22 protein-coding genes are annotated in these 23,366 nt (G+C 71.1%); 7 read left to right on the forward strand and 15 right to left on the reverse strand.

Annotation, left to right across the window (positions count from 1 at the left end; genetic code table 11):
- Positions 1-196: 196 nt before the first annotated feature.
- Positions 197-838: a superoxide dismutase gene (locus tag ACSU6L_RS02595; protein WP_437053085.1), complete on the reverse strand. Its 642-nt coding sequence runs from the start codon at positions 836-838 to the stop codon at positions 197-199.
- Between the two features lie 162 nt (positions 839-1,000).
- Between ACSU6L_RS02595 and ACSU6L_RS02600 the strand changes: the two genes are divergently transcribed.
- Positions 1,001-1,633, forward strand: coding sequence for a precorrin-8X methylmutase (locus ACSU6L_RS02600; protein WP_437053087.1), 633 nt, complete (start codon positions 1,001-1,003; stop codon positions 1,631-1,633).
- 236 nt (positions 1,634-1,869) lie between these two features.
- Here ACSU6L_RS02600 and ACSU6L_RS02605 read toward each other — a convergent pair whose 3' ends face one another.
- The 4 genes from ACSU6L_RS02605 to ACSU6L_RS02620 form a co-directional block, all read right to left on the reverse strand.
- Positions 1,870-2,640 carry a cobalt-precorrin-6A reductase gene (locus tag ACSU6L_RS02605; protein ID WP_437064734.1) on the reverse strand — a complete coding sequence of 257 codons (771 nt, stop codon included), beginning with the start codon at positions 2,638-2,640 and terminating at the stop codon, positions 1,870-1,872.
- Between the two features lie 110 nt (positions 2,641-2,750).
- Positions 2,751-3,152, reverse strand: coding sequence for a hypothetical protein (locus ACSU6L_RS02610; RefSeq protein ID WP_437053089.1), 402 nt, complete (start codon positions 3,150-3,152; stop codon positions 2,751-2,753).
- A gap of 79 nt (positions 3,153-3,231) precedes the next feature.
- On the reverse strand, positions 3,232-4,134 hold the full coding sequence (locus tag ACSU6L_RS02615) for an RNA polymerase sigma-70 factor (protein WP_437053091.1): 903 nt from the start codon (positions 4,132-4,134) through the stop codon (positions 3,232-3,234).
- 30 nt (positions 4,135-4,164) lie between these two features.
- Positions 4,165-5,361 carry an NAD(P)/FAD-dependent oxidoreductase gene (locus ACSU6L_RS02620; RefSeq protein WP_437053093.1) on the reverse strand — a complete coding sequence of 399 codons (1,197 nt, stop codon included), beginning with the start codon at positions 5,359-5,361 and terminating at the stop codon, positions 4,165-4,167.
- 208 nt (positions 5,362-5,569) lie between these two features.
- Here ACSU6L_RS02620 and ACSU6L_RS02625 point away from each other — a divergent pair, with 208 nt between their 5' ends.
- Complete coding sequence (locus ACSU6L_RS02625; RefSeq protein ID WP_437053095.1) at positions 5,570-6,292, forward strand: VOC family protein; 723 nt, start codon at positions 5,570-5,572, stop codon at positions 6,290-6,292.
- Between the two features lie 58 nt (positions 6,293-6,350).
- On the opposite strand, the gene ACSU6L_RS02630 is transcribed toward ACSU6L_RS02625, so the two are convergent.
- Together ACSU6L_RS02630 and ACSU6L_RS02635 are read right to left on the reverse strand one after the other, a co-directional pair.
- Positions 6,351-6,638 (reverse strand): SDR family NAD(P)-dependent oxidoreductase, encoded by a 288-nt coding sequence (locus ACSU6L_RS02630; RefSeq protein ID WP_437064735.1) that lies wholly within the window; start codon positions 6,636-6,638, stop codon positions 6,351-6,353.
- 65 nt (positions 6,639-6,703) lie between these two features.
- Positions 6,704-7,696 carry an Lrp/AsnC family transcriptional regulator gene (locus ACSU6L_RS02635; RefSeq protein ID WP_437053097.1) on the reverse strand — a complete coding sequence of 331 codons (993 nt, stop codon included), beginning with the start codon at positions 7,694-7,696 and terminating at the stop codon, positions 6,704-6,706.
- Positions 7,697-7,741: 45 nt separating this feature from the next.
- Between ACSU6L_RS02635 and ACSU6L_RS02640 the strand changes: the two genes are divergently transcribed.
- The 5 genes from ACSU6L_RS02640 (at position 7,742) to ACSU6L_RS02660 (ending at position 14,322) form a co-directional block, all read left to right on the forward strand.
- Complete coding sequence (locus ACSU6L_RS02640) at positions 7,742-8,269, forward strand: DoxX family protein (RefSeq protein ID WP_437053099.1); 528 nt, start codon at positions 7,742-7,744, stop codon at positions 8,267-8,269.
- On the forward strand, positions 8,266-9,162 hold the full coding sequence (locus ACSU6L_RS02645; protein ID WP_437053101.1) for a tetratricopeptide repeat protein: 897 nt from the start codon (positions 8,266-8,268) through the stop codon (positions 9,160-9,162). Before ACSU6L_RS02640 ends, ACSU6L_RS02645 begins: the two co-directional genes overlap by 4 nt.
- Positions 9,163-9,429: 267 nt before the next feature.
- Complete coding sequence (leuS, locus tag ACSU6L_RS02650) at positions 9,430-11,931, forward strand: leucine--tRNA ligase (protein WP_437053103.1); 2,502 nt, start codon at positions 9,430-9,432, stop codon at positions 11,929-11,931.
- 166 nt (positions 11,932-12,097) lie between these two features.
- Positions 12,098-12,886 carry a 2OG-Fe(II)-dependent halogenase WelO5 family protein gene (locus ACSU6L_RS02655; RefSeq protein ID WP_437053105.1) on the forward strand — a complete coding sequence of 263 codons (789 nt, stop codon included), beginning with the start codon at positions 12,098-12,100 and terminating at the stop codon, positions 12,884-12,886.
- Complete coding sequence (locus ACSU6L_RS02660) at positions 12,883-14,322, forward strand: peptide ligase PGM1-related protein (RefSeq protein ID WP_437053107.1); 1,440 nt, start codon at positions 12,883-12,885, stop codon at positions 14,320-14,322. The genes ACSU6L_RS02655 and ACSU6L_RS02660 overlap by 4 nt, the downstream gene beginning before the upstream one ends.
- 23 nt (positions 14,323-14,345) lie before the next feature.
- Here ACSU6L_RS02660 and ACSU6L_RS02665 read toward each other — a convergent pair whose 3' ends face one another.
- From ACSU6L_RS02665 to ACSU6L_RS02700, 8 genes are read right to left on the reverse strand one after another with little or no spacing between them, the layout of a single operon-like run.
- Positions 14,346-15,368: an isocitrate/isopropylmalate dehydrogenase family protein gene (locus ACSU6L_RS02665; RefSeq protein WP_437053109.1), complete on the reverse strand. Its 1,023-nt coding sequence runs from the start codon at positions 15,366-15,368 to the stop codon at positions 14,346-14,348.
- Positions 15,369-15,399: 31 nt separating this feature from the next.
- Positions 15,400-16,569: a pyridoxal phosphate-dependent aminotransferase gene (locus ACSU6L_RS02670; protein WP_437053110.1), complete on the reverse strand. Its 1,170-nt coding sequence runs from the start codon at positions 16,567-16,569 to the stop codon at positions 15,400-15,402.
- Positions 16,566-17,192 (reverse strand): 3-isopropylmalate dehydratase small subunit, encoded by a 627-nt coding sequence (leuD, locus tag ACSU6L_RS02675; protein ID WP_437053112.1) that lies wholly within the window; start codon positions 17,190-17,192, stop codon positions 16,566-16,568. The genes ACSU6L_RS02670 and leuD overlap by 4 nt, the downstream gene beginning before the upstream one ends.
- Before the next feature lie 9 nt (positions 17,193-17,201).
- Positions 17,202-18,599, reverse strand: a complete 1,398-nt coding sequence (gene leuC, locus ACSU6L_RS02680) for a 3-isopropylmalate dehydratase large subunit (protein WP_437053114.1) — start codon at positions 18,597-18,599, stop codon at positions 17,202-17,204.
- A complete protein-coding gene (locus tag ACSU6L_RS02685) occupies positions 18,596-19,783 on the reverse strand; it encodes a LeuA family protein (protein ID WP_437053116.1) in 1,188 nt (395 codons plus the stop codon). The genes leuC and ACSU6L_RS02685 overlap by 4 nt, the downstream gene beginning before the upstream one ends.
- Before the next feature lie 20 nt (positions 19,784-19,803).
- On the reverse strand, positions 19,804-20,958 hold the full coding sequence (locus ACSU6L_RS02690; RefSeq protein WP_437053118.1) for an NAD(P)/FAD-dependent oxidoreductase: 1,155 nt from the start codon (positions 20,956-20,958) through the stop codon (positions 19,804-19,806).
- Positions 20,959-21,000: 42 nt separating this feature from the next.
- Positions 21,001-21,210: an MbtH family protein gene (locus ACSU6L_RS02695; protein ID WP_437053120.1), complete on the reverse strand. Its 210-nt coding sequence runs from the start codon at positions 21,208-21,210 to the stop codon at positions 21,001-21,003.
- Positions 21,191-23,206: a non-ribosomal peptide synthetase gene (locus tag ACSU6L_RS02700; protein ID WP_437053122.1), complete on the reverse strand. Its 2,016-nt coding sequence runs from the start codon at positions 23,204-23,206 to the stop codon at positions 21,191-21,193. The genes ACSU6L_RS02695 and ACSU6L_RS02700 overlap by 20 nt, the downstream gene beginning before the upstream one ends.
- Positions 23,207-23,366 lie beyond the last annotated feature (160 nt).

Consider the following 23,366-nt stretch of genomic DNA (forward strand, 5'->3'; position numbering starts at 1 on the left):
AACGAGTCGTCCGCCCCCGCATGCGGAGGAACCGGACGGCCACGCCGTCGAGACGGGTCGGCCCGTGACGCCGGGTCGGCCCGGGACGGCGGAAGGGCTCCCGCCGGCCCGTTCGCCGCGGGAGCCCTTCGCTGTGCCGCCCGCCGTGAAGGGTGAGAAGACGATCACGAGCAGGACGCGGGGAGGCCCTGCCGGGTCACGGGGCGAGCAGCAGGCTGTCGCCGCGCTCCTTGGCGGCGGCGTGGCGCCTGGCCACGTCCTGCCAGTTGACGACCCGCCACATGGCCTCGATGAAGTCCACCTTCTGGTTCTTGTACTGCAGGTAGAAGGCGTGCTCCCAGGCGTCGAAGACCAGGATCGGCGTGGAGCCCTGGCCGACGTTGCCCTGGTGGTCGTAGACCTGCTCGACGATCAGTCGGCCGCTGAGCGGCTCGTAGGCGAGGACACCCCAGCCGGAACCCTGGGTCGTGGCGGAGGCCTTCGACAGCTGCGCCTTGAAGTGGGCGAACGAGCCGAAGGACTCCGCGATGGCGTCCGCCAGCTCGCCGACGCCGTCCTTCTCCAGCGGCTCACCGCCGCCGTCGCCGGTCATGTTGTGCCAGTAGATCGAATGCAGGATGTGCCCGGAGAGGTGGAAGGCCAGGTTCTTCTCCAGGCCGTTGATCGACCCCCACGACTCCTTGTCCCGCGCCTCCGCGAGCTGCTCCAGCGTGTCGTTGGCGCCCTTGACGTAGGCCGCGTGGTGCTTGTCGTGGTGCAGCTCGATGATCTCGGGGCTGATCACGGGCGCCAGCGCGGCGTAGTCGTAGGGAAGCTCCGGGAGCGTGTACACCGCCATGTCCAACATCCTCCGACAGCATTATTGCAAGTGATGTGCAGTTGCACGCTAGCAGCAGATGCGGGGATTGTTGATCAGGCGATGGTTCCAGGACTCCGCGTCCGGTGTGATCGTCGGTATGCTCGCCGCCGTACAACGACCGAGAGCGGCGGGAAGAACACCGTGACCACGTACGACTACGAGAAGGACGGCGCGGCCATCTACCGCCAGTCCTTCGCCACCATCCGCGCGGAGGCCGACCTCACGGCCCTGCCCGCCGACGTCAGCCAGGTCGCCGTCCGGATGATCCACGCCTGCGGCATGGTGGACCTCGTCCGGGACATCTCCTACACGCCCGGCGTGGTGGCCCGCGCCCGCGAGGCCCTGCGCGCGGGGGCACCCGTCTTCTGCGACGTGCAGATGGTGGCCAGCGGCGTGACCCGCAAGCGGCTGCCCGCCGGCAACGACGTCCTGTGCACCCTCTCCGACCCGGCCGTACCGGAACTGGCGGCGAAGCTCGGCACCACGCGCAGCGCCGCCGCGCTGGAGCTGTGGCGCGACCGGCTGGAGGGGGCCGTGGTCGCCATCGGCAACGCGCCCACCGCGCTCTTCCGCCTCCTGGAGATGATCGAGGAGGGCGCGCCCCGTCCGGCCGCCGTCATCGGCGCGCCGGTCGGCTTCGTCGGCGCGGCCGAGTCCAAGGACGCCCTGGCCGACCACCCCTCCGACCTCGAACGCCTGGTCGTCCGCGGCCGCCGCGGAGGCAGCGCCATCGCCGCCGCGGCCGTCAACGCGATCGCGAGCGAGGCGGAGTGAGCGGTCCGCCCGCGCGGTGCGGGCGGGAGCGTAATCAGGTGGCCGACTCCTCCGCGGCGTCCCCAAGGTGCGTGGAATGGCACACGACACCATGGATCCGGAGACGATGACGCCGGAGACGATGACGCCGGGGACGGCCGCCCGGATTCGTACGTGGCGAGTCGACGAGGACTACTCCTACCGCGCCGTGGCCCAGGCCACCGAGGACCTGACGCCCGGCCGCTCAAGGCATCGTCTCAGCCGCCACGCTGGTACGCGGCCCGCTCGCGTAGCTCCCGGATCCAGCGGACCGCCTGCGCGGGACCGGCCGCGACGGGCACCCCGTCGGGCACCGGCGGCCTGCGTACGACGACCACGGGCAGCCCCGCCTCACGGGCGGCCGTCAGTTTCGGCGCGGTGGCCGCTCCCCCGCTGTCCTTGGTGACGACGACGTCGATCCGGTGCCCGGACAACACCTGCCGCTCCCCGGCGAGGCTGAACGGACCGCGGTCCAGCAGCACCTCCATGCGCGCCGGGTGCGGTGCCTCCGGCGCGTCCACGGACCGCACGAGGAACCACAGGTCGTCCAGACCGGCGAAGGCGGCCAGGCCCATCCGGCCGGTGGTGAGGAAGACCCGGCGGCCGAGGGCGGGCAGCAGCGCCGCGGCCTCCTCCAGGGAGCCCACCTCGTGCCAGACGTCCCCCTCGACCGGGACCCAGCCGGGGCGCCGCAGCGCGAGCAGGGGTACGTGCGCGGTGGCTGCGGCCCGTGCCGCGTTGAGGCTGATCGTGCCGGCGAACGGGTGGGTGGCGTCGACGAGCGCGTCCACCGTGTGCGCGCGCAGCCAGGCGGCGAGACCGTCGGCTCCGCCGAAGCCGCCGACGCGGACCTCGCCGGGCGGCAGCCGGGGCGCGGCCACCCGCCCCGCCAGCGAGTTCGTCACCCGCAGCCCCGGCGACCGCTCGGCCGCCAGCAGCTCGGCGAGGCGCCGGGCCTCGGTGGTGCCGCCGAGGATCAGCACGTGCACGGCAGACACGTTCCCTTCATTCGGTTCCCGTCCTGAGTCGCGGGGCCCAACTCAAGCACACCGGCCCGCGACCCGGCCCAGGGCACCTTGGCACCCGGGGTCGGGGGCGGCTAGGGGGTGCCCGACCGCAGCTGCGGGCGGGTGGTCAGCAGCCGGCCGAGTGCGAGGACGCTGAGGCCGAACAGCAGGACGCCCAGCGGGACATGGAGCGACGGCACCTGCGCGACGCCCAGCACGACCTGGACCGAGGCGAGGACGAGGAAGCCGGTGGCGTACAGGACGGGGCGGGGGCTGCCGCCGCCGGGCCGCCAGGCCAGGATCGTGGCGAGCAGGTACAGCATGGCGGCCGCGTACATCACCTTCGATCCGACGTCGTGCATCCGGTAGCCGTGGGACGAGTTCAGCAGCATGCCGGCGGTGACCGCCTGGAAGAAGAGAGTCAGGGTCTGCAGGACCATGGCGGTCCTGAGGAAGGTGAGGCCGCCCTGGGCGGCCGTCGTGCGTCTGACCATGGTGTGGTTCCCCCTCGTTGGTGCGTGGCGACCAATGGATGGATGGATTGATGTGTGGACGGAGTCCGAGCCGCCGGCTTCAGCGCAGGGTGAGCGGGGTCTCGGAGGTGACGCGGGTCAGCTTCTCGGGGTTGCGGACGTAGTACAGGCCGGTGATGCGGGCGTCCTCGACACGGACGGCCATGACGCCGTCGAACTCGCCGTTCACATGGACGGCGAGGGCCGGGCCGCCGTTGACCACGGTGGGCTCGCAGGCGATCGCGGCGTCGTGCTTGGCGGAGCCGCCGAGGTAGAAGCGGACCACCTTCTCGGCGCCGACGACCGGTCGCACCGCGGCCCGCTTCACTCCGCCGCCGTCGCTGAGCAGGACGACGTCGGGAGCGAGCACGTCGAGCAGGTCCTGCGGGTCCCGCGTTTCGATCGCGCGCCGGAACGATTCCAGGGCCACCCGGATCTCGCTCGGGGAGACCCTCCTGCGGGGTCGGCGGGCGTCGACGTGGCGGCGGGCGCGGTGCGCGATCTGGCGGACGGCGTCGGCGCTCTTGCCGACGGCCGTGGCGATCTCGTCGTAGTCGACCTCGAAGACCTCGCGCAGCACGAACACCGCCCGCTCGGTCGGGGAGAGACTTTCCAGGACGAGCATCATCGCCATCGACATGCTCTCGGCGAGTTCGACGTCTTCGGCCACGTCCGGTGCGGTGAGCAGCGGTTCGGGCAGCCACTGGCCGACGTACGCCTCCCTGCGGCGTTTCATGGTGCGCAGCCGGTTGAGCGCCTGCCTGGTCGTGATCCGCACCAGGTACGCCCGTTGGTCGCTCACCTGTCCCAGGTCCACCTTGACCCAGCGCAGCCAGGTCTCCTGGAGGACGTCCTCGGCGTCGGCCGCCGATCCGAGCATCTCGTAGGCGACGGTGAAGAGCAGATTGCGGTGGGCGAGGAACGCTTCGGTCGCCAGGTCGGTGGTGTCGGTGTCGTCGGTCATCTCTCGGTCCCTCTCCCTCGAATGCCTGGCTCAGGCTGACTGTGCCGCGGTGGCCGGTGCCTCGCCGCGTTCGGCCCGCAGCAGTCGCCGCCGGTGGTCGCCCTTGGGCCAGGTGTGCGAACCGGGCTTGCGCGCCTCGTTCACCAGGTGCTTGACGCTGAACCGGCAGGAGAGCTCCTTGAGCTTCGCACCGGCACCGCCGCCGACGTAGAGCCGCATCGCGGTGTCGTCCTTGCGCGCGAGCTGGAAGACGGCGGCGCGGCGCCCCAGGCCGACGCACATGGCGGGGAACGACAAGTCGATGGGCGTGGGTCGCTCACCCGCGATGCGGTGGAGCACGGTGTCGGCGGCGTGTGCGCCCAGGCACCCCGCGGCGTAGGCGCTCATCCGGAACGGCAGGTCCGACGGTGCCGCCGAGTCCCCGGCGGCGACGATACGCTCGTCGTCGACGCTGGTCAGGGTCTCGTCCGTGAGCAGGCGGCCCACCGCGTCGGTGCTCAGCCCACTGCGCGCGGCCAGGTCCGGCACACCGAACCCGACGGTCCACACGGTGACGTCGCTCGGCAGCTCGCGGCCCGCGTCCAGGTGCACGGCGTGCCGCGTCACCGCCGTGACCTTGGTGTCGGCGCCGTCGAGCACGGTCACCCCGAGCCGGGCGAGCCGCTTGGCAGCCGTGCGCCGGGCCCGAGGGTGCAGGTACGGGCCGAGCACGCCTCCGCAGACCAGGGTCACCCGGCGGCCCTGCTCCGCCAGTTCGGCCGCCGTCTCGATGCCCGTCGGACCGCCGCCGACGACCGTCACGGCGGCCGACGCGGGCGCGGCGTCGAGCACCGACCGCAGCCGCTGCGCGGCCTCCAGCGTGGCGACCGGGTGGGCGAACTCGGCCGCCCCGGGAACGCCCGGGTCGGCGCTGCCACTGCCCGCCGCGTAGATCAGGTGGTCGTAGCCGACCGTGCCACCGCTCGCCAGCGTCACCGCCCGCTCGGCGGCGTCGATCCGGGTCACGGTGTCGACGACCAGCCGGACACTCTCGGCGAGGATCTCCCGGTACTCGACGACCGCGTCGTGGGTCCCGCCCACCAGCTGATGCAGCCGGAGGCGCGGGACGAAGGCCGGCCGCGGGTTGACCAGCGTCACCGTCACGTCGTCGCGCTGCGTCAGACGATTGGCCGCCATGACACCCGCGTATCCGCCGCCGATCACGACCACGTCGAACTTCTCGGTCATGTTGTCTCCTCCGCCGCTTCAAAGGGTTCTGCACCAAGACACCGCGCAGTTGATCGCTGTGACAGCATGTGAGGCGGATCACTCCACGGGGGTGCACTCGGCGTGCGACGGAAACTCGGATGCGGGTGCCCCACCGCCGGCCCTACCCTGCGCTCGCGGGGAGGACGCGCACCGTATCGACCGTCAGTGGATCGGAGACGCACGGGGTATGACCAGTCGACTTTTCGCAGTCTGCTTCAACGCGACCCGGCCGTCGGACCTGGCGCGGTTCTGGTCCGGGGTGCTGCGCTGGGAGTTGGCCGACGGTCCGGAAGGTGACGTCGCGGTCCTGCCCCCTGATGCCACCGGTTTCCGCATCCGTTTCCTGCCGAGCCAGGAGCCGAAGACCGGCCAGAACCGGGCGCACTTCGATCTGACGAGCACCTCCCCGGAGGATCAGCAGCAGACGGTGGCCAGGGCGCTGGAACTCGGCGGGAAGCACATCGACGTGGGCCAACTCCCCGAAGAGGGACACGTGGTGCTCGCCGATCCGGACGGCAACGAGTTCTGCGTCATCGCGGCCGGCAACAAGTTCCTCGCCGACACCGGCGTCATCGGAGCGCTGGCCTGCGACGGTACGCAGGAGGTCGGCTACTTCTGGAGCAAGGCGCTGCGGTGGCCGCTGGTCTGGGACCAGGACCAGGAGACCGCGATCCAATCACCGAGCGGCGGTACGAAGATCACGTGGGGCGGCCCCCCGGTGGCCCCGAAGACGGGCAGGAACAGACTCTTCTTCGAACTGACACTCCCCGCCGACGCCGACTGGGACGCGGAGATCGACCGCCTCGTCACGCTCGGCGCGACACTCACCGGCACCGGCGAGGACGACAACGGCCAGGCGCTGATGCTGGACCCCGACGGCAACGAGTTCTCCGTGCGGAGGGACCGGTAACGGCCCTGTTGTCGGTGGGCCGTTGTCAGCGGTGCCTCGTAGGGCCCAGGCATGGGTATCACCTCGGGCCTGGACCGACAGCGCTGACGACGACGCCTTCGCATCCGGCGCCCGCGTTGTTGACGAGCACGTCGACCCGCCCGAACACCTCCAGCGCCCGTTGTACGACCGTGGCCGCGCCCGCCGTGTCGCGCACATCGTGCTCGACGGCGAGGAGCCGGTCCCCGTACCGCGCCTTCAGCCCGTCGAACCGGTCGGCCCGTCGCGCGGTGCCGATCACCTGCTCGCCGGCTTCGAGTGCCGCCTCGGCGAGCGCCAGGCCGAGGCCCGAGCTCGCGCCCGTGATGTCTCGTTCGTCGTGGTCATGGCCTCGACGCTAAAGCTTCGAGCGCGCTTGAAAGCAAGCCGCGTTCAGGCTCGGAGCGCGACGAGCGGTCCCGCCCGCTTGATCCACTGCGCGACGATCTCGGTCTCGGCGCGGTGCACGCCGGGGAGCGCGCCGATGCGCTCGGTGAGGTACCGGTGCAGGTGGGCGCCGTCGGCGAGTTCGAGAAACGCGAGGATGTTGGTGACGCCGGTGGTCGTCGCGGCGAACGCGACCTCGGGGTGCGAGCCGAGGGCGCTCGCGACATCGCCGAGCGCGGCGGGGTGCACGTCGAGCCGGCAGATGACGCCGAGGTGCCGGCCGTAGAGCCGCGAGTCGACCTCGACCTCGAACATCAGGGTCCCGCCGCCGACGAGCTCGGCGATGCGACGGCGGACGGTCGACTCGGGAATGCCGCAGGCGCGGGCCAGGCGGGCGACGCTCATGCGCCCGTCGACGGCGAGGAGGCCGAGGAGGCGACGGGCGTCGTCATCGCACGGCCGGCCCATGACGACGGAGTCCGCGGTCCCTTTCCTCACGGCCGGCGTGAGCGCTTCGCGTTCGGCCGCGGTGAGCGACTCGAGCCGGCCGGGCCATCCGCCGACACCGGCGACCGGCACGAGCAGCCGCTGCGCCGCCACGCTCACGGCGCCCGCGCTGCGGCGCAACCGCTCGAGTGTGTCGCCACGGTCGCGGGTCGACAGGGGCGTACGGAGGATCCCGCCGAGTCCGCCGTCGCCCGCGAGCGAGGCGATCCACGAGGTGTCGCCGCGGCCGGCGAGTGTGCGGGCGACGGCGTCGATCGACTCGCTCTTCCCTGCGACGCGGAGGAACCAGTCCGCCTGCCCGCGCGGGTCGGGGCGGGTGACGCCGACGACGCGCAGTGCCATGCGGGCGCGGAGCCGGTGGTAGCGGCGTGCGACCGCCCGCTCCGGCATCCCGAGCACCGCCGCGATCCGCGTGAACGACGCCCGCCCGTCCAGCTGCAGCGCGTGCAGCACCCGCCGGTCGCCCTCGTCGAGGATGACTGAATCCGCCATACTCAGCGATCGTATCGTCGTGATCCTCCACGAGACGGCCTGTGGATGGACCGCTTCGACGGCATCCAGCAGGTTGACCGCGTGGAACCTCTCATCGCACTCGTCGGCGTGACCGCCACCGTCCTGACCGTGAACCGGCTCTGGTTGCGCCGGAGCCTGGAACTCGGGATCGCACTCCGCGCGGGCGTCGCGGCGATGTTCACCCTCACGGGCATCGCGCACTTCGTCGGCATGCGGGCCGAGCTCATCGCGATGGTGCCCGGGTGGTTGCCGTACGGGGGCCTCGTCGTCACCGTGACCGGCGTCCTCGAACTCGCCGGCGCGGCCGCCATGCTGCACCGCCGCCTCGCCATGCCCGCCGCGGCGGGACTGACGCTGCTGCTCATCGCGATGTTCCCCGCCAACGTCGAGCTCGCCCTCTCAGGAAGGCCGCTGCCCTGGTACGACGAGCTCGTGCCGCGCACCGTCATGCAGCTGCTCTTCCTCGCAGCGACCGTCACGGTGTTCGTCCTCACGCTCAAACCGTTCGGCCGGACGGCGGATCACCGCGAGCCGGCGGAGACGCGGACATGACCGACTTCAGGCGGCTGCGGGCCTCGCCGGGCAGCCTGCGCGGCATCCGTATGCTCCCGGTCATGAGATTTTTCCGGCCGCGCGGCCGAAGCGATGCCGAACGAATGACGGGAACGCCTGTCGCCGAGGCCAAAGCCTTCTACGAAGCCGGGCGTTATGCCGAGGCGGAGGCCGAAGCCCGTGCCGTTGCCCGATCGCGGCCACGCGACGACGAGTACGCGGCCGTGGCGCTGAACATCGCCGCGCTCGCGACGGGCGCCCAAGGCCGCCACGCCGAGGCACTGGCCACCTACGACGAGGCGCTGCCCGCCTTCCGCAGGATATTCGGAGCCGGTCACTGGCTGACCCTGAAGCTGCGCTCGGACCGCGCCCAGCAGACGATCTCGCTCGGTCGGTATGCCGAGTGCGAGGCGGAATGCGCGGCAGTCGCCGAGGCCGCGGCCCGCGGTACCGGCCCGGAGATGTCACTGCTGGCAGCGGCCGCCCGCAACGGGCTGGTCTTCGCCCTCAACGCGCAGGGGCGCCATCAGGAGGCCGAGGCACTCGCCCGCGAGGCCCTGGCCGCCCATCGCGCACGTGACCGGACGTCCCTGGTCCTGCGACTCGGCCTGGCTCGCAGCCTCAACGGCCAAGCCCGCCACGACCAGGCCCTCACCGAGGCGCAGGGCGCCGACAAGCTGTACCGTGCTCTGCCCGAACACCAGCGCCATCCGGACAAGGGCGCCGTCGAGCTGGCCTTTGCCACGGCCCTGTTGGGGCTGCGCCGCGTTCCCGAGGCCCGTCGCCAGGCCGCGGCCGCTCACGATGCCTGCCTGGCGTCCTTCGGCCCGGACCACCGCCGCACCGTCGAAGCCCGGACGCTGCTCGAGCACATCGACGGCACGGGACCGTAAGCGCGGCGCCCCCGCTCGGGGCGAGTCGCGTGCGCTCCCTGAACAGCTCGTCGGCACCGACCGCTCACCGAGGATCGTGCACCACCGTGCACCCGGACGAGGGTTCCCCGGCCGCCGTCACGCGAGCAACGCTCGTATCGCGCAACCAAGTTCAGTACCCTGTCGGGACGCGGCGGCGGGAACGGCCCATGGTGTGCGAGGGGCGCGCCGCCGAGACACCGTACCGGTCTGGACGGGCCATTCACCTTCACAGCGAGGACGGGACAGATGGCTGACGAGCACGCGGTTGTCGCCCGGGAGACATACGACCCCCACGCCGGCATCGACAGATGGCTCCGGCTGTGGCGCGAGGAGCGGCTCTTCGAGGCGGAGGAGCTCACTTCGGCGAAGCCGAAGGACGACAACCGCACTCTCGTCGTCAGTATGTTCCCCTACCCCTCGGGTGACCTCCACATGGGTCACGCCGAGGTGTACAGCATCAGCGACACGATGGCCCGCTTCGCGCGGATGCGCGGCCGGCAGGTCCTCAACCCCATCGCCTGGGACTCCTTCGGCCTGCCGGCCGAGAACGCGGCACGCAAACGCGATCTCGACCCTCGTGACTGGACGTACGGGAACATCGACATCCAGGCCAAGTCGTTCGAGCGCTTGGGCATCTCCTTCGACTGGCGCACCAGGTTCCACACGTCGGATCCGGAGTACTACCGCTGGAACCAGTGGCTCTTCCTGAAGATGTTCGAGCGTGGTCTCGCGTACCGCAAGGAAGCCCCTGTCAACTGGTGCCCCACCGACGCCACGGTGCTGGCCAACGAGCAGGTCGTCCAGGGCGCGTGCGAACGGTGCGGCACCGACGTGGTCAAGCGCAACCTGACCCAGTGGTTCTTCCGCACCACACAGTACGCCCAGCGGCTGCTCGACGACATGGACCAGCTGCGGGGCGCGTGGCCGGAAGAGATCCTGAGCATGCAGCGGAACTGGATCGGCCGCTCCACCGGTGCACACATCGACTTCGAGATCGAGGGCCGCGACGCGCCCGTCCGCGTGTTCAGCACCCGGCCCGACACCCTCTACGGGGCCACGTTCTTCGTCGTCGCGGCTGACGCGCCGCTCGCCGAGGAACTGTGCGACGCCGAGCACAGGGCGGCGTTCGACGCGTACCGGGCCGACGTCGCGGCCACGGCGGAGATGGAGCGGTTGGCCCTGAACCGCCCCGTGACCGGCGTGTTCCTCGGCCGCCATGCGATCAACCCGCTCAACGGCGAGCGGCTTCCCGTCTACGCCTCCGACTACGTGCTGGCCGACTACGGCACAGGCGCGGTCATGGCCGTACCGGCTCACGATCAGCGCGACCTGAACTTCGCCACCGCCTTCGGCCTGCCGGTCCGTGCGGTCGTCGACACCGGCGAGCCGGACCCCGCCGACACCGGCGTAGCGACGTCCGGTGACGGCGTGTTGAGGAACTCGGGCGCCCTCGACGGGCTGCGCAAGGACGAGGCCATCGCCGCCGTCATCGCGGAGCTGGAGCGGCGCGGCGTCGGGGAGGGAGCGATCACCTACCGCCTGCGGGACTGGCTGCTCTCACGTCAGCGCTACTGGGGAACGCCGATCCCGGTCGTCCACTGCGACGCGTGCGGCGCGGTTCCCGTCCCCGAGGACCAGTTGCCGGTCACCCTGCCCGAGAGCGGCTTCTCGTTGCGCCCCGAGGGCGGCATGTCCCCGCTGGAGACCGCCGGCGAGTGGATCGAGGCGGAGTGCCCGTCATGTGGTCGTCGGGCCCGCCGGGACACCGACACGATGGACACGTTCGTCGACTCCTCCTGGTACTTCCTGCGGTACCCCAATCCTCGTTACGAGGATGGCCCGTTCGACCCGGCCGGTGTCGCGGCCTGGCTTCCCGTCGACGAGTACGTCGGCGGGAAGGAGCACGCCACCGGTCATCTGATGTACGCCCGCTTCCTCACCAAGGTGCTGCACGACCTGGGGCTCGTTCCGTTCACCGAGCCGTTCAAGCGCCTGACCAACCAGGGTCAGGTCATCATGAACGGCAAGGCGATGAGCAAGAGTCTGGGCAACCTGGTGAACCTCCAGGAGCAGATCGCCCAGCACGGACCCGACGCCGTACGCGTCACGATGCTGTTCGCCAGCCCTCCCGAGGACGACATCGACTGGGCCGACGTGTCCCCCGCCGGCTCGGTGAAGTGGCTGGCCCGGGTCTGGCGTCTGGCCGGCGACGTGGGTGGCACGACCGAGGCGCCGCGCGACGCCCAGGGTGACGGCGAGCTCCGCAAGATCGTTCATCGGCTGATCGACGAGACGACCCAGGCGATGGAGGCCCAGCGGTTCAACGTGGGCATCGCGCGCCTGATGGAGCTCACCAACGCGCTCCGGCGGGCCGTCGACCGGGGAGCGGGCCCGGCCGACCCGGCTGTTCAGGAGGGCACTGCGGCGCTGGTCCGCATGCTGTCCTGCGTGGCCCCGTTCACGGCGGAGGAGTGCTGGGTGCGGCTGGGGCAGACACCTTCCGTGCTCAAGGCGGGGTGGCCCGAGGTGGAGTCCGCGCTCCTCGTCGAGGAACGGGTGACGTGTGTCGTGCAGGTGGACGGCAAGGTCCGGGACCGCATCGAGGTGGCGACCGACGTCTCCGGGGATGAACTGGTGCTGCTGGCTCAGCGGTCCGAAAAGGTGCGGACAGCGCTGGCCGGTGCGGGTGTCGCGAAGACGATCGTGCGTGCCCCGGTGCTCGTGAACCTCGTCACGGCCCGGGCCTGAGAGCAGTACCGCGCCCGTCAGTCGGCCGCCGGACAGGGCACGGCCAGCGACGATCATGGCAGCGATGTGCCATGCGCCTGTCCGGGAACGGACATCGGAAACGGTCAACATCAGATCACCGCTCTCACACCGTGCCGATGGGACGACGATCACCATGACTCTCTCCGTGACAGCCGAGGACCCTCTGTTCAGCGAGGAGGCCGTGACCGAGCTGACCAAGGACCACCTGGTCCGGCTGGCGACAGGCACCCTCGCCTGTGTGCACGCCCGCGCGTTCCTGCCGGCCGAACTGCGGGCGGCGATAACCGGACTGGTGGACCGGATGCCGTTGAGCTCGGTCAACCCGGAGCGGGTCAACCCGCCGGTGCTGCGGTTCGGCCCGACCGTCAACGACTTCGTCACCGACGGCCGGCTCGATCCCGGCTACTGGACGGACGTCGAGTCGGCACGCAAGGCGTGGGAAGCGGCCGACCTGGACCTCGATCCGCTCCGGATCTGTCTGGAGCGACTCGGCGAGGTGTGGGGAGCGCCGCCGGAGGCGGCCCGGATCGCGGGCCGCCCGGTCATGGCCGGCACGGTCCGCGAGTCGAACGGCGGGCTGCGGGTCCACTTCGACAACGTGGCACGGGAATTCCCGCACGGGTTGTTCGACCAGCGGCTCCTCGCCCAGCTGGCGATCAACGTCTACCTGATGATGCCCGACGCCGGGGGCGAGACCACCATCTGGCGCCGCACCTGGGAACCCGCTGACGAGGCTGCCCGGATCGGCTTCGGCTACGACCGCGAGGTGGTGGCGGGCGTCCAGTCCGTGACCGTGCGGCCGGAGCCGGGCGACGCCCTCGTGTTCAATCCGCGGTTCTACCACTCCGTCGCGGGCGGGCAGGGCGGGCGCCGGGTGTCGGTCGCGATGTTCATCGGCATCACGACCGACGGGACGCTGGCGATCTGGTCATGACGCCTTCGCAGGCCCGCGTCGCCTCCGCCGAGGAGATCCGCCGGGAGTTCGCCACGAGGCACCCCCGGCTGCCGATGTTCACGCCCACCTCGGGAACGGTGGTGGTCCTGCCCTCCCTCACCCTTTCACCGGGGGAACTGGCGCACATCGAGGGCTACGCGCGCTACGAGGAGCGGCTTCTGTTCTGCCTGCTCATGCTGCGCGAGCCCGGCGTCTTCGTGATCTTCCTGTCCTCGGTGCCCGTCGACGCCGAGGTCGTCGACTACTACCTGAGCTTCCTGCCCGACCCGGTGGAGGCCCGCAGCAGGCTGCTGATGATGCCGGTGGGCCTGGCCGAGAACACCGGACTGCGCCCGCTGACGCACCGGATCCTCGGCGATCCCGGCCTGTGCCGGGAGATCGCGCGAGCGGCGGGCAGCGATGCCTGGCTGTTTCCCTTCGTCGTGACCGAACACGAGGAGCGGCTGTCGGAGGTCACCGGCCTTCCGCTGTACGGCTCGCCCGCGCGGCTGGCGGCTCTCGGCACGAAGTCCGGCAGCCGCGCGGTCGCCGAGAGCGCCCGTGTCGCCACGGTGCCCGGCATCGGGGGCATGACCACCGTCGAGGAGGTGGAGGCCGCCGCCTCGCGGCTGATCGCGGACGGCCCGGTGATGCTCAAGCTGGACGACGGATACGGGGGCCTCGGCAACGCCGTCGTCGAGGCCATGCCGACCGGGCGCCTGGCCCAGGCCCGGATCAGGTTCAACGCACCGGACGAGACCTGGGCGTCGTTCGCGGCGAAGGTGTCCGCGCGGGGCGCGGTCGCGGAGCGGTTCGTCACCGCGCGGGGTCTGCGCTGGCCGAGCGTGTTCGCCGGCATCACCCCGGACGGGACGCCCGAGATGATCGTCACCCAGGACCAGATGCTCGACCACATGGCCTACTCCGGGTGCCGGTCCCCGGCGAACGGCCGGTACCGGTCGGCGCTGCGCGCCGACGCCCGGCGGGTCGTGGACGTGCTGTCCGCGCACGGTGTCATCGGCGCGTTCAGCCTGGACTTCCTGGCCGTCGAGCGGCACGGATGGGAGATCTCGCTGTGCGAGACCAACCTGCGTCTGGGCGGCACGACGCATCCGTTCGGTACGACCCTGCTCGTGACGGGCGGTTGCGTCGACCACGCCACCGGCCGGGTCGTCGCCGGTGGGCGCGCCAAGGCCTACGTCGGCACGGATCACCTGTGGGTGCCCCATTTCCGGGGCCGCCGCCCCGCCGAGATGATCGACCGCCTGGGCGCCCACGCCTTCGACCCGCGCCGCGGTACCGGCGCGGTCCTGCATCTGCTGGGTGCCGCGTGCGTGTACGGCAAGCTGGGGATCACCGCGATCGGCGACTCTCCCGGCGAGGCCGAGCAGGTCTGTCGGGAGAGCCGGCGGGCACTGGGCGCGGCCGGTTCCTGAGCCTGCTCGGCCCGCCGGGGGTGTCAGCGGAGTTCGGCGCGAATGGCGGCACCGGCCTCCCGGGTGCTCAACGAGCCGCCGATGTCGGGCGTGCAGCGCCCCGCGGACACCGCTGCCGAGACCGCCTGGCGGATGGCACCCGCGGCGTCGGGGAGGCCGATTCCCTCGCAGAGGAGTGCGGCGCTGAGGATCGCCCCGACGGGGTTGGCCTTGCCCTGCCCTGCGATGTCCGGCGCGCTGCCGTGGACCGGTTCGTACACGCCGAAGCCGGTCTCCGGGTTGAGGTTCGCCGAGGCCGCCATGCCCAGGCCGCCGGCCAGTTGGGCGGTGAGGTCGCTCAGGATGTCACCGTAGGAATTGTTGGTGACGATGACGTCGAACGCCGACGGGTCGTCGACGAGTTTCATCGCGGCCGCGTCCACGAACAGGTGGGAGCAGTCGACGCCGGGGTTCTTCTCGACCGCGTCGCGCCAGCAGCGCTGCCAGAGCTGCCCGCCGTTGGGGACGGCGTTCGACTTGTCCACGAGGCACACCGACTTCCGCGCCTTCGAGAAGGCGTAGTCCAGTACGCGTCGGACACCGTGGTAGGTGGTGACCTCCTCGTCGATCGCTATCTCGTGCGGTGTGTCGGCACGCACCCTGCCGCCGACTCCGACGTACAGGCCCTCGGAGTTCTCTCGTACGACCAGGCAGTCGACGTTCCTGCGGCGTTCGTCCCGCAGGGGGCTCAGCCGGGCGTCCCACAGGAACGCCGGCCGGTGGTTCACGTACAGGTCGAGTTCGAAACGCATCTTGATCAGCACGCCCCGGCCGTACTCCGAGTTGTTGATTCCGGGTGCGCCGATGGCGCCGAACAGCACCGATCGTGCGGAGCGTATCCGTGCGAAGTTCTCCGGGGACAGGCCGGCTCCGGTCTTGCGGAACGTGGTGGCGTTGACCTCGTCGAGGTGGTCGAATTCGAGGCCGAGCCGCATGTCGTCGAGGACCTTGACGGCCTCGTCCGTCACCTCCGGTCCGATTCCGTCACCGGGTACAACAGCGATCACCGTCACTGCGGTCTCCTCACGAGCGTGGCCGTCACCGTTGGGGCTCCAGGGTCGCCAGTCGCCCTTGCGCGGTGTCGAGATAGGCCTGGGGTTTGTTGAAGGCGATGCGGACGAAGCCGGAATCGGCTGTCCGGTCGGACAGGAAGAGCTGTCCCGGTGCGAGGAGCACGCCCAGGTCGATCGCGAGCCTGCGCACGAAGGACCGGCAGTCCTCCCGGCCGTACGGGCCGAGTTCGGCGACGATGTAGCAGCCGCCCCGGGGGGAGGTACAGGTGAGCCCCACACCGCGGAAGATGCTCAGCGCCTTGTCCCGCAGTTGCTGGAGTTCCGGCCGCGGGTCCCAGTCCTTCCCGTCGGCCGACGACCAGACGGCCACGGCCTCCTGCAGCGGCACGGGGGCCCCGCCGGTCAGTCCGATGTGGATGCTGCGCAGGACGCGGGTGAGTGCGGCGGGGGCGCGCAGGAAGCCGATGCGCCAGCCGCTGATGGCGTGGCTCTTCGAGAAACTGCCGACCACGATCGCACGGTCCCGCAGTGCCGGCACGTCCGCCGCCGAGATGTGCCGGGCGCCGTCGTAGACGTACGACGCGTACACCTCGTCGGAGATGACCAGCAGGTCGTGCCGTTCGCACAGTTCCGCGATGACGGCCCACTGGGCTTCGTCCAGCACCTGTCCTGTGGGGTTGTTCGGGGTGTTGACCAGGACGGCTCTGGTGCGGGGGCCGATGGCGGCGGCGAGCGTCTCGGCGTCCCACCGCCAGTCGGGCGGCCGGACCCGGACGAATCTCGGTACGGCCGACGCCGTCGCGATGGAGACGAGATAGGGCTCGAAGAACGGTTCGAACACGATGATCTCGTCACCCGGGTCCAGGACGGCGAGCATCGCCACGGCCAGCCCTTCGGCCGCTCCCACCGTGATGGTGAGCTCGGTGTCCGGATCGGCCGGGGTCCGAAACGACCGGCCCAGTACCGACCGCAGGTCCCCGTTGCCGCGCATGTCGCCGTACTGGTTGTTCCCGTGCCGCAGGGCGGCGCACGCCTGGTCGATCATCCCCTCCGGTGGCCGTGGCCATCCGGGGCTGCCCAGTGCGAGGTCCACCGCCCCCATCCTGCGACCGGCCTCGATCAGCTCGCTGAGGCCGTCGGCGGGTACGCGGGCCAGGCGACGCGCGCCGGCGGCCCGGGGCGCTGTGCCTGTCACCGGGTGCCCGCCTCGGCGCGCGCCGGTGCGCTGCCGCGCGGGATGGCGGGCATCCACGACGGCCGGTTCCGCTCGTAGTCCGCGATGTCCGCCGCGTGACGCAGCGTCACCTCGATGGTGTCGAGTCCGTTGAGCAGCAGCCAGCGTGCCCGTTCGTCGATCGTGAACGGCCAGCGGTCCTGGCCGGCGGTCACTTCACAGGCCGTCAGGTCGACGCTGATCTCGAAGGTCGGATCGGCTTCGGCCCGGGCCATCAGCGACGCGACGGCGTCGTCGGGCAGGACGACCGCCAGCAGGCCGTTGCGCAGCGCGTTGCGGTGGAAGATGTCGCCGAACCGGGTGGCGACGACCACCTTGAGTCCCCAGTCGAGCAGTGCCCAGACCGCCTGCTCACGTGAGCTTCCGGTGCCGAAGTTCGTGTCGGCGATCAGCACGGTGGCGCCTTCGCGCTCCTTGGCGTTGAAGACGAAGTCGGGGTCCTTCCGCCAGCGGGCGAACAGGGCGTCCGACAGGCCGTGCCGCGAGATCCGCTTGCCGAACTCGGCCGGAATGATCTGATCCGTGTCGACGTTGCTGCGCCGGAGCACCATGGCCCGGCCCGTGTGGGTGAGAAACGGTTCCATTGCCTTCTCTCAGACCAGGTCGTAAGGGGCGGCGAGCCTGCCGGTCACCGCGGTTGCCGCCGCGACGGCGGGTGAGACCAGATGCGTCCGGGCCTTGCCGCCCTGACGTCCCTCGAAGTTCCGGTTCGACGTGGACGCCACCCGGTCACTGCCCGAGATCCGGTCCGCGTTCATGCCGAGGCACATGGAGCAGCCGGGCAGACGCCATTCGGCGCCCGCGGCCTGGAAGATCTCGTGCAGGCCCTCCTGCTCGGCCTGGGCGCGCACCTGTCCGGAGCCGGGCACCACCAGCATCCGGACACCGGGCTTGACCCGGCGGCCGCGCAGCACCTCGCCGGCCGCCCGCAGGTCCTCGATCCGTCCGTTGGTGCACGACCCGAGGAACACCGTGTCGATCGGGATGTCGCGCATCCGCGTGCCGGGCCGGAGGTCCATGTACGCGAGCGCGCGCTCGGCACTGGCCCGCTCGACCGGGTCGCTGAACGACTCGGCCGAGGGGACCGCCGCGTCGAGCGGGAGCGAGTGCCCGGGATTGGTCCCCCATGTGACGTGCGGGCTGAGCTCGGAGAGGTCGATGTGCACCACCCGGTCGAAGGCGTCCGGGTCGTCGGTCACCAGCGTCTCCCAGTCCGCCGCCGCCTGCTGCCAGGCCGCACCGGACGGCGCGTAGGGCCGGTCCCGCAGATAGGCGAGGGTGGTCTCGTCCGGGGCGATCATCCCGGCCCGCGCACCGGCCTCGATGCTCATGTTGCACATGGTCATCCGGCCTTCCATGGACATCGCGCGCACCGCCTCGCCGCGGTACTCGATGAGGAAGCCCTGGGCTCCGTTGGTGCCGATGGCGCCGATGACCGCGAGGATGATGTCCTTCGCCACCGTCCCCGCCCGGGGCAGCCCGGTGAACTCGACCGCCATGGTGCGTGGGCGGGCGACCGCGAGCGTCTGGGTGGCGAGCACGTGCTCGACGTCGCTGGTTCCCACGCCGAAGGCGAGCGCGCCGAGTGCGCCGTGGGTCGAGGTGTGGCTGTCGCCGCACACCACCAGCATTCCCGGCTGCACCAGGCCTAGTTCGGGTCCGACGACGTGCACGATGCCCTGGCTCGCGTCGCCGATGGAGTACAGCTCGATGTCGTGCTCGGCGCAGTTTCCGCGCAGCGCCTCGATCTGTGCCTTGCTCGCCTCGTCGGCGATGGCCAGCGAGTGGGTCGGCACGTTGTGGTCCTCGACCGCGAGGGTCAGTTCAGGGCGGCGGACACGGCGGCCGGAGAGGTGGAGCCCCTCGAACGCCTGGGGCGAGGACACTTCGTGGATCAGGTGCAGGTCGATGTAGAGCAGGTCGGTCCGCTCGTCCAGTTCGCGGACGACGTGGCGCTGCCACAGCTTCTCGGCCAGCGTCAGGCCGCTCATCGGGCCGACTCCGAGGTCTTCGCCATCTCGGCGAGGAGTTCCTCGCGCAGGACGCTCAGCTCGACGCAGTCGCCGTCCGGGCGGCCGTTGACGTATTTCTCGTACAGCGCGTCCACGGTGTCGTCGTCGAGGTCGAGCCTGGCCTGTTCGGCGACGTGCCGCAGCACCGCGCGGCCGGAGTGGCGGGCCACCAGCAGTTGCGACTCACGGCCGAACCGGCTCGGTTCGACGTACTCGTAGGTCAGCGGGTTCTGCAGCATCCCCTGCTGGTGCATGCCGGCCGCGGTGGCGAAGGCGTAGGTGCCGAAGAGTGCCTTGTTGCGCGGCTCTTCGAGCCCGATCGCCGCGCGGATCGCCGTGTAGACCTCGTACATGCCCTCGGTCTTGACGTCGGTCGTGGCGCCGTAGACGTCGCTCTTGTACGCCAGCAGGCCGACGACCTCCTCGAGTGCCGTGTTGCCCGCCCGCTCGCCGATGCCGCCCAGCGTCACCTGGACCTCGTCCGCGCCGGCCTCGATGGCCGCCATGGTGTTGGCCAGGGCGAGGCCGAAGTCGTTGTGACAGTGCACGGTGAGGCTCGCCGATTCCGGGGCCCAGCCGCGGACCGTCGCGACCAGCTCACCGAACTCGCCGGGCGTCGAGTACCCCATCGTGTCCCCCACGCCGACCTGCGTCGCACCGGCCTCCAGCGCGGTCTCGACGGTCGCGCGCAGCAGGTCGAGGGAACCGCGGCTGGAGTCCTCCATGGCCAGGGTGATGAACGGGACGCCGAGCGAGGAGGCGAGCGAGATGGCGTCGTGCAGCTCGCGCAGGGCGGCGTTGCGGGTGATGCCCCGCTTGTGCTCCAGGTGGATCTCGCTGGCGGTGGCGATGACCTGCAACTGGTGGTTCCTTGTGCCCGCCGCCCCGACCGCGGTCTCGACGTCGCCACGGGTCGCCCGGCACAGGGTCGCGACCCGCGCGGTGGTGAGCGCCTCGGAGATCAGCCGGGTGGCCTCGACGTCCCGGGCGGACGAGGCGGGGAAGCCGGCTTCGACGGCGTCCACGCCGAGTGCCTCGATCCGCAGGGCGAGGTCGAGTTTGGTCTGCGGGCTCATCGCGTTGCGCGGGGCCTGTTCGCCGTCCCGCAGGGTCGTGTCGAAGATCGAGACGCGCCGCGGCGTGCGGCCGGTGCTGTCAGTCATCACAAGCTCCTTGTTGGTGGTCACACGACGTTCAATTCGGGGCGGGCCGCGGCGTCGGCGAACCGGCCGGCGTGGAAGCCGCTGATGTCGGTGAAGGCCGGCCGTCCCAGGTAGAGGTCACGCAGGACCTCGCCGACGGCGGGGCCCATCATGAAGCCGTGTCCGGAGAACCCGGCGGCGTAGAGGAACCGCCCGTCCGTGCCGCCCGTTCCGATCAGCGCGTTGTGATCGGGGGTCATCTCGTAGAGGCCCGCCCAGCCCGTGGTGAGGCCCACGTCCGCGAGCGCGGGTGCCCTTCGCTGCACGGCCGTGGCGAGTCCCGCAAGCCAGCCCTCCGACCGGTTCGTGTCGAACCCGGGCTTCTCGTCGGGATCGGACATTCCCAGCAGCAGCCCGGCGCCCTCCGCGCGGAAGTAGAAGGCGGTGCCGAAATCGATGGTGAAGGGGGTCGCCGGATCGATGCCGTCGATCGGTTCGGTGAGCACGATCTGCCGCCGCAGGGGGTCGACGGGAAGGTCGACGCCGGCCCATGCGCCCACTTCGCGGGACCAGGTGCCGGCCGCGCAGATGACCGTGTCGGTCTCGATCCGGGCGGCCTCGGTGCGGACCGCGGTGATCCGGTCGCCGTCGTACTCGATGCCGGTGGCGGCGCAGTGGGTGACCAGCCGCGCACCCAGCCTGCGGGCGGTGGTGGCGAAGCCGAGCACGGCCGATTCGGGCGTGCAGTGTCCGTCCGTCGGGGAGTACACGGCCGCCACGAGACCGTCGGTGCCGATCAGCGGCGACAGACGCCGCGCCTCGGCCACCGAGATCATCCGGCTGGGCACGCCGAGTTCGTTCTGGAGGGCGACGGCCGACTCGAACTCGGGCACGGTCTCCGGCTGGTCCAGCAGGAAGAGGTACCCCACCTGACGCAGGTCGATGTCCTGGCCGAAGCGCTCGCCGAAACGCACGTACGTCTCGATGCTGCGCGTCGCCAGCTCGATGTTGACGCGGTCCGAGAACTGGGCGCGGAATCCGCCCGCGGCACGGCTGGTGGATCCGGAGCCCAGGGCGCCGCGTTCGACGAGTACGACGTCGGGCACTCCGGCGGCCGCCAGATGGTAGGCGGCGCTGACCCCGACGATTCCGCCGCCGATGATCACGACGGACGCTCTGGTGGGAACTCTGGTCATCTGACTCCTCGTCATCCCGGTGCCGTCGCCTGTCCGGCCCGCTCAGGAGCCCGCCATGCGCTCACGCAGGCTGCGCGGCCGCATGTCGGTCCACACCGTTTCGATGTAGGCGAGACAGTCCTGCTTCGGACGGCCCGTGCCCACCGGCTTCCAGCCCGCCGGGACGTTCCGGCCCTCCGGCCAGATCGAGTACTGTTCCTCGTCGTTCACGACGACGAGATAGGACTGGTCGTCATCCTCGGTCGCGGTCATCTGCCTGCGCTCCTTCCCATCCTTGGGCAGCGGTGTGGTCCACGGCCGGCTGCTCGGCGAGCCGCCGTTCGATCTCGTCGTCGGACATCGCGTCGACCTGACGGGCCAGCCGGGTGACGGTCTCGATCCGCCCTGGCGCGGCGGCGTGACGGACCACGGCGGCGAGCGACGCGATGGTGGGCGCGCCGAACAGTGCGCGCACCGACAGGTCGAGGTCGAACGTCGCGTTGACGCGGGTGATCACCTGGTGGGCGAGCAGGGAATGGCCGCCCAGCGTCAGGAAGTCGGCGTGGATGTCGATCCGGTCGGGCTCCGGCAGGTCCAGCACCAGAGCCCAGACCGCGGCGATCAGCTCCTCCAGCTGATCGCGTGGCGTGCCGGCACCGGACGGCTCCGGTACCGGGAGACGGCCGACGTCTATCTTGCCGTTCGGGGTGAGGGGCAGGCGTCGCAGCGGCACGAGGACCGGCGGAACCATCTGACTCGGCAGGTGATCCACCAGATGGTCCCGGACGGCGTCGATGTCGATCGTGGCACCTGCCACAGGGGTGACATGGCCGACGAGGTACGTGTTCCCACGGTCGCCGACGCGCGCGGTGACCACGGCTTCGGCGACCGCCGGGTGGTCCCTGAGTCTGGCTTCTATCTCCCCGGTCTCGACGCGGACACCGCCGATGCTGACCTGTCCGTCGATGCGCCCGACGAACTCGATCGCGCCGTCGGGGCGGTATCGGGCGAGATCTCCCGTGCGGTACATCCGCTCCCCCGGCCGGGCGGCGAAGGGATCGGGAACGAATCGCTCGGCGGTCAGCCCCGGGCTGCCGAGATACCCACGGGCGAGGCCCGCTCCCGCGATGTGCAGTTCACCGGCGACTCCCACCGGGACCGGCCGCGAGGTGGGGTCCAGGATGTAGGTGCGTACGTTGTCGATCGGCCGTCCGATCGAAGGCGCCTGCCACGACCCGGTGCGCGGCGGGACGACGCCGGCCGTGGTGACCACGGTGGCCTCGGTCGGTCCGTAGTGGTTGATCAGCTGGTATCCGGCGTCCGGCCGGGGCCGCGCGCCGAGCCTGTCGCCGCCGGTGAGCAGAGCGCGCAGCGTCAGGCCCGGCGGCGACGGCAGCTTCAGGACCTCCGCGGCGAGCGGAGTCGGCAGGAACGTGACGGTGATCCGGTGGTCCGCCAGCCAGTCGAGCAGCAGGTCCGGCCGCAGCCGCTCCTCGTCCCCGGCGATGTGCAAGGTCGCTCCGGCGGCCAGCGCGGGCCAGATCTCCCAGACCGACGCATCGAATCCGACGGCGGCGCACTGTCCGATGTGGTCGGTGGGGCCGATCCGGTAGGCGTCCAGGTGCCACGCCACCAGGTTGGCGAGCCCCGCGTGCGTGACCGCGACGCCCTTCGGCCGTCCCGTCGATCCGGACGTGTGGATGACGTAGGCCAAATTGGCGGGATCCACCGGGGTGTCGATCGGATCGGCGCCGCGGTCGTCCGGTCGGATGACTCGGACGCCGTCGGAAACGGAGAGCCGTGCCCGGATGTCGTCCGTGGTGACGAGGAGGGGCGCACCGGAGTCCGTCAGCAGGTACGCGAGGCGCGCGTCGGGGTGCTCGGGATCCAGTGGTACGTAGGCGCCGCCCGCCTTGAGCACGGCCAGCATGGTCGTGATCAACTCGACCGAGCGCGGCAGGCAGATGGACACGGCGACCTCCGTGGCCGCGCCCGCCTCACACAGACGACGAGCCAGCCGGGCGGCGCCGGCGTCGAGCTCCCCGTAGGTCAGGGACCGTGTCCCGTCGGTCACGGCGACCGCGTCCGGGCGCTCCGCGGCCCGCGCGGCGACCTGGACGTGGACCGGGGTGACGGGGTGTGTCACCTCGGTCGCGTTCGCTTCGACGACCTGCTGGTGGTACTCCGCGGTGACCTGGTGCTCGGCGTTCGGCGCATGCCCACTGGTCGTCCTCAGCGGACCGGCTGCCTCGTCTGTGGACTGACGCATCACGGGCCCTCTTTCACGAGTTTCGCTGCTGGCCCATCGTGGAACGCCCGCTTGTCAGTGGACGGGCGTTCGAGGCTCGCCGAGATCAGCGACGCGGGCATCGGTATCCGCTGGTGATCGCGACCTGTGCCGGATCGGGTACGGGTCGCCTACGGAATGC

Origin of the sequence: Streptomyces sp. enrichment culture (genome assembly GCF_964272855.1) — a bacterium.
In the GTDB taxonomy this organism is placed as follows: Bacteria; Actinomycetota; Actinomycetes; order Streptomycetales; family Streptomycetaceae; genus Streptomyces.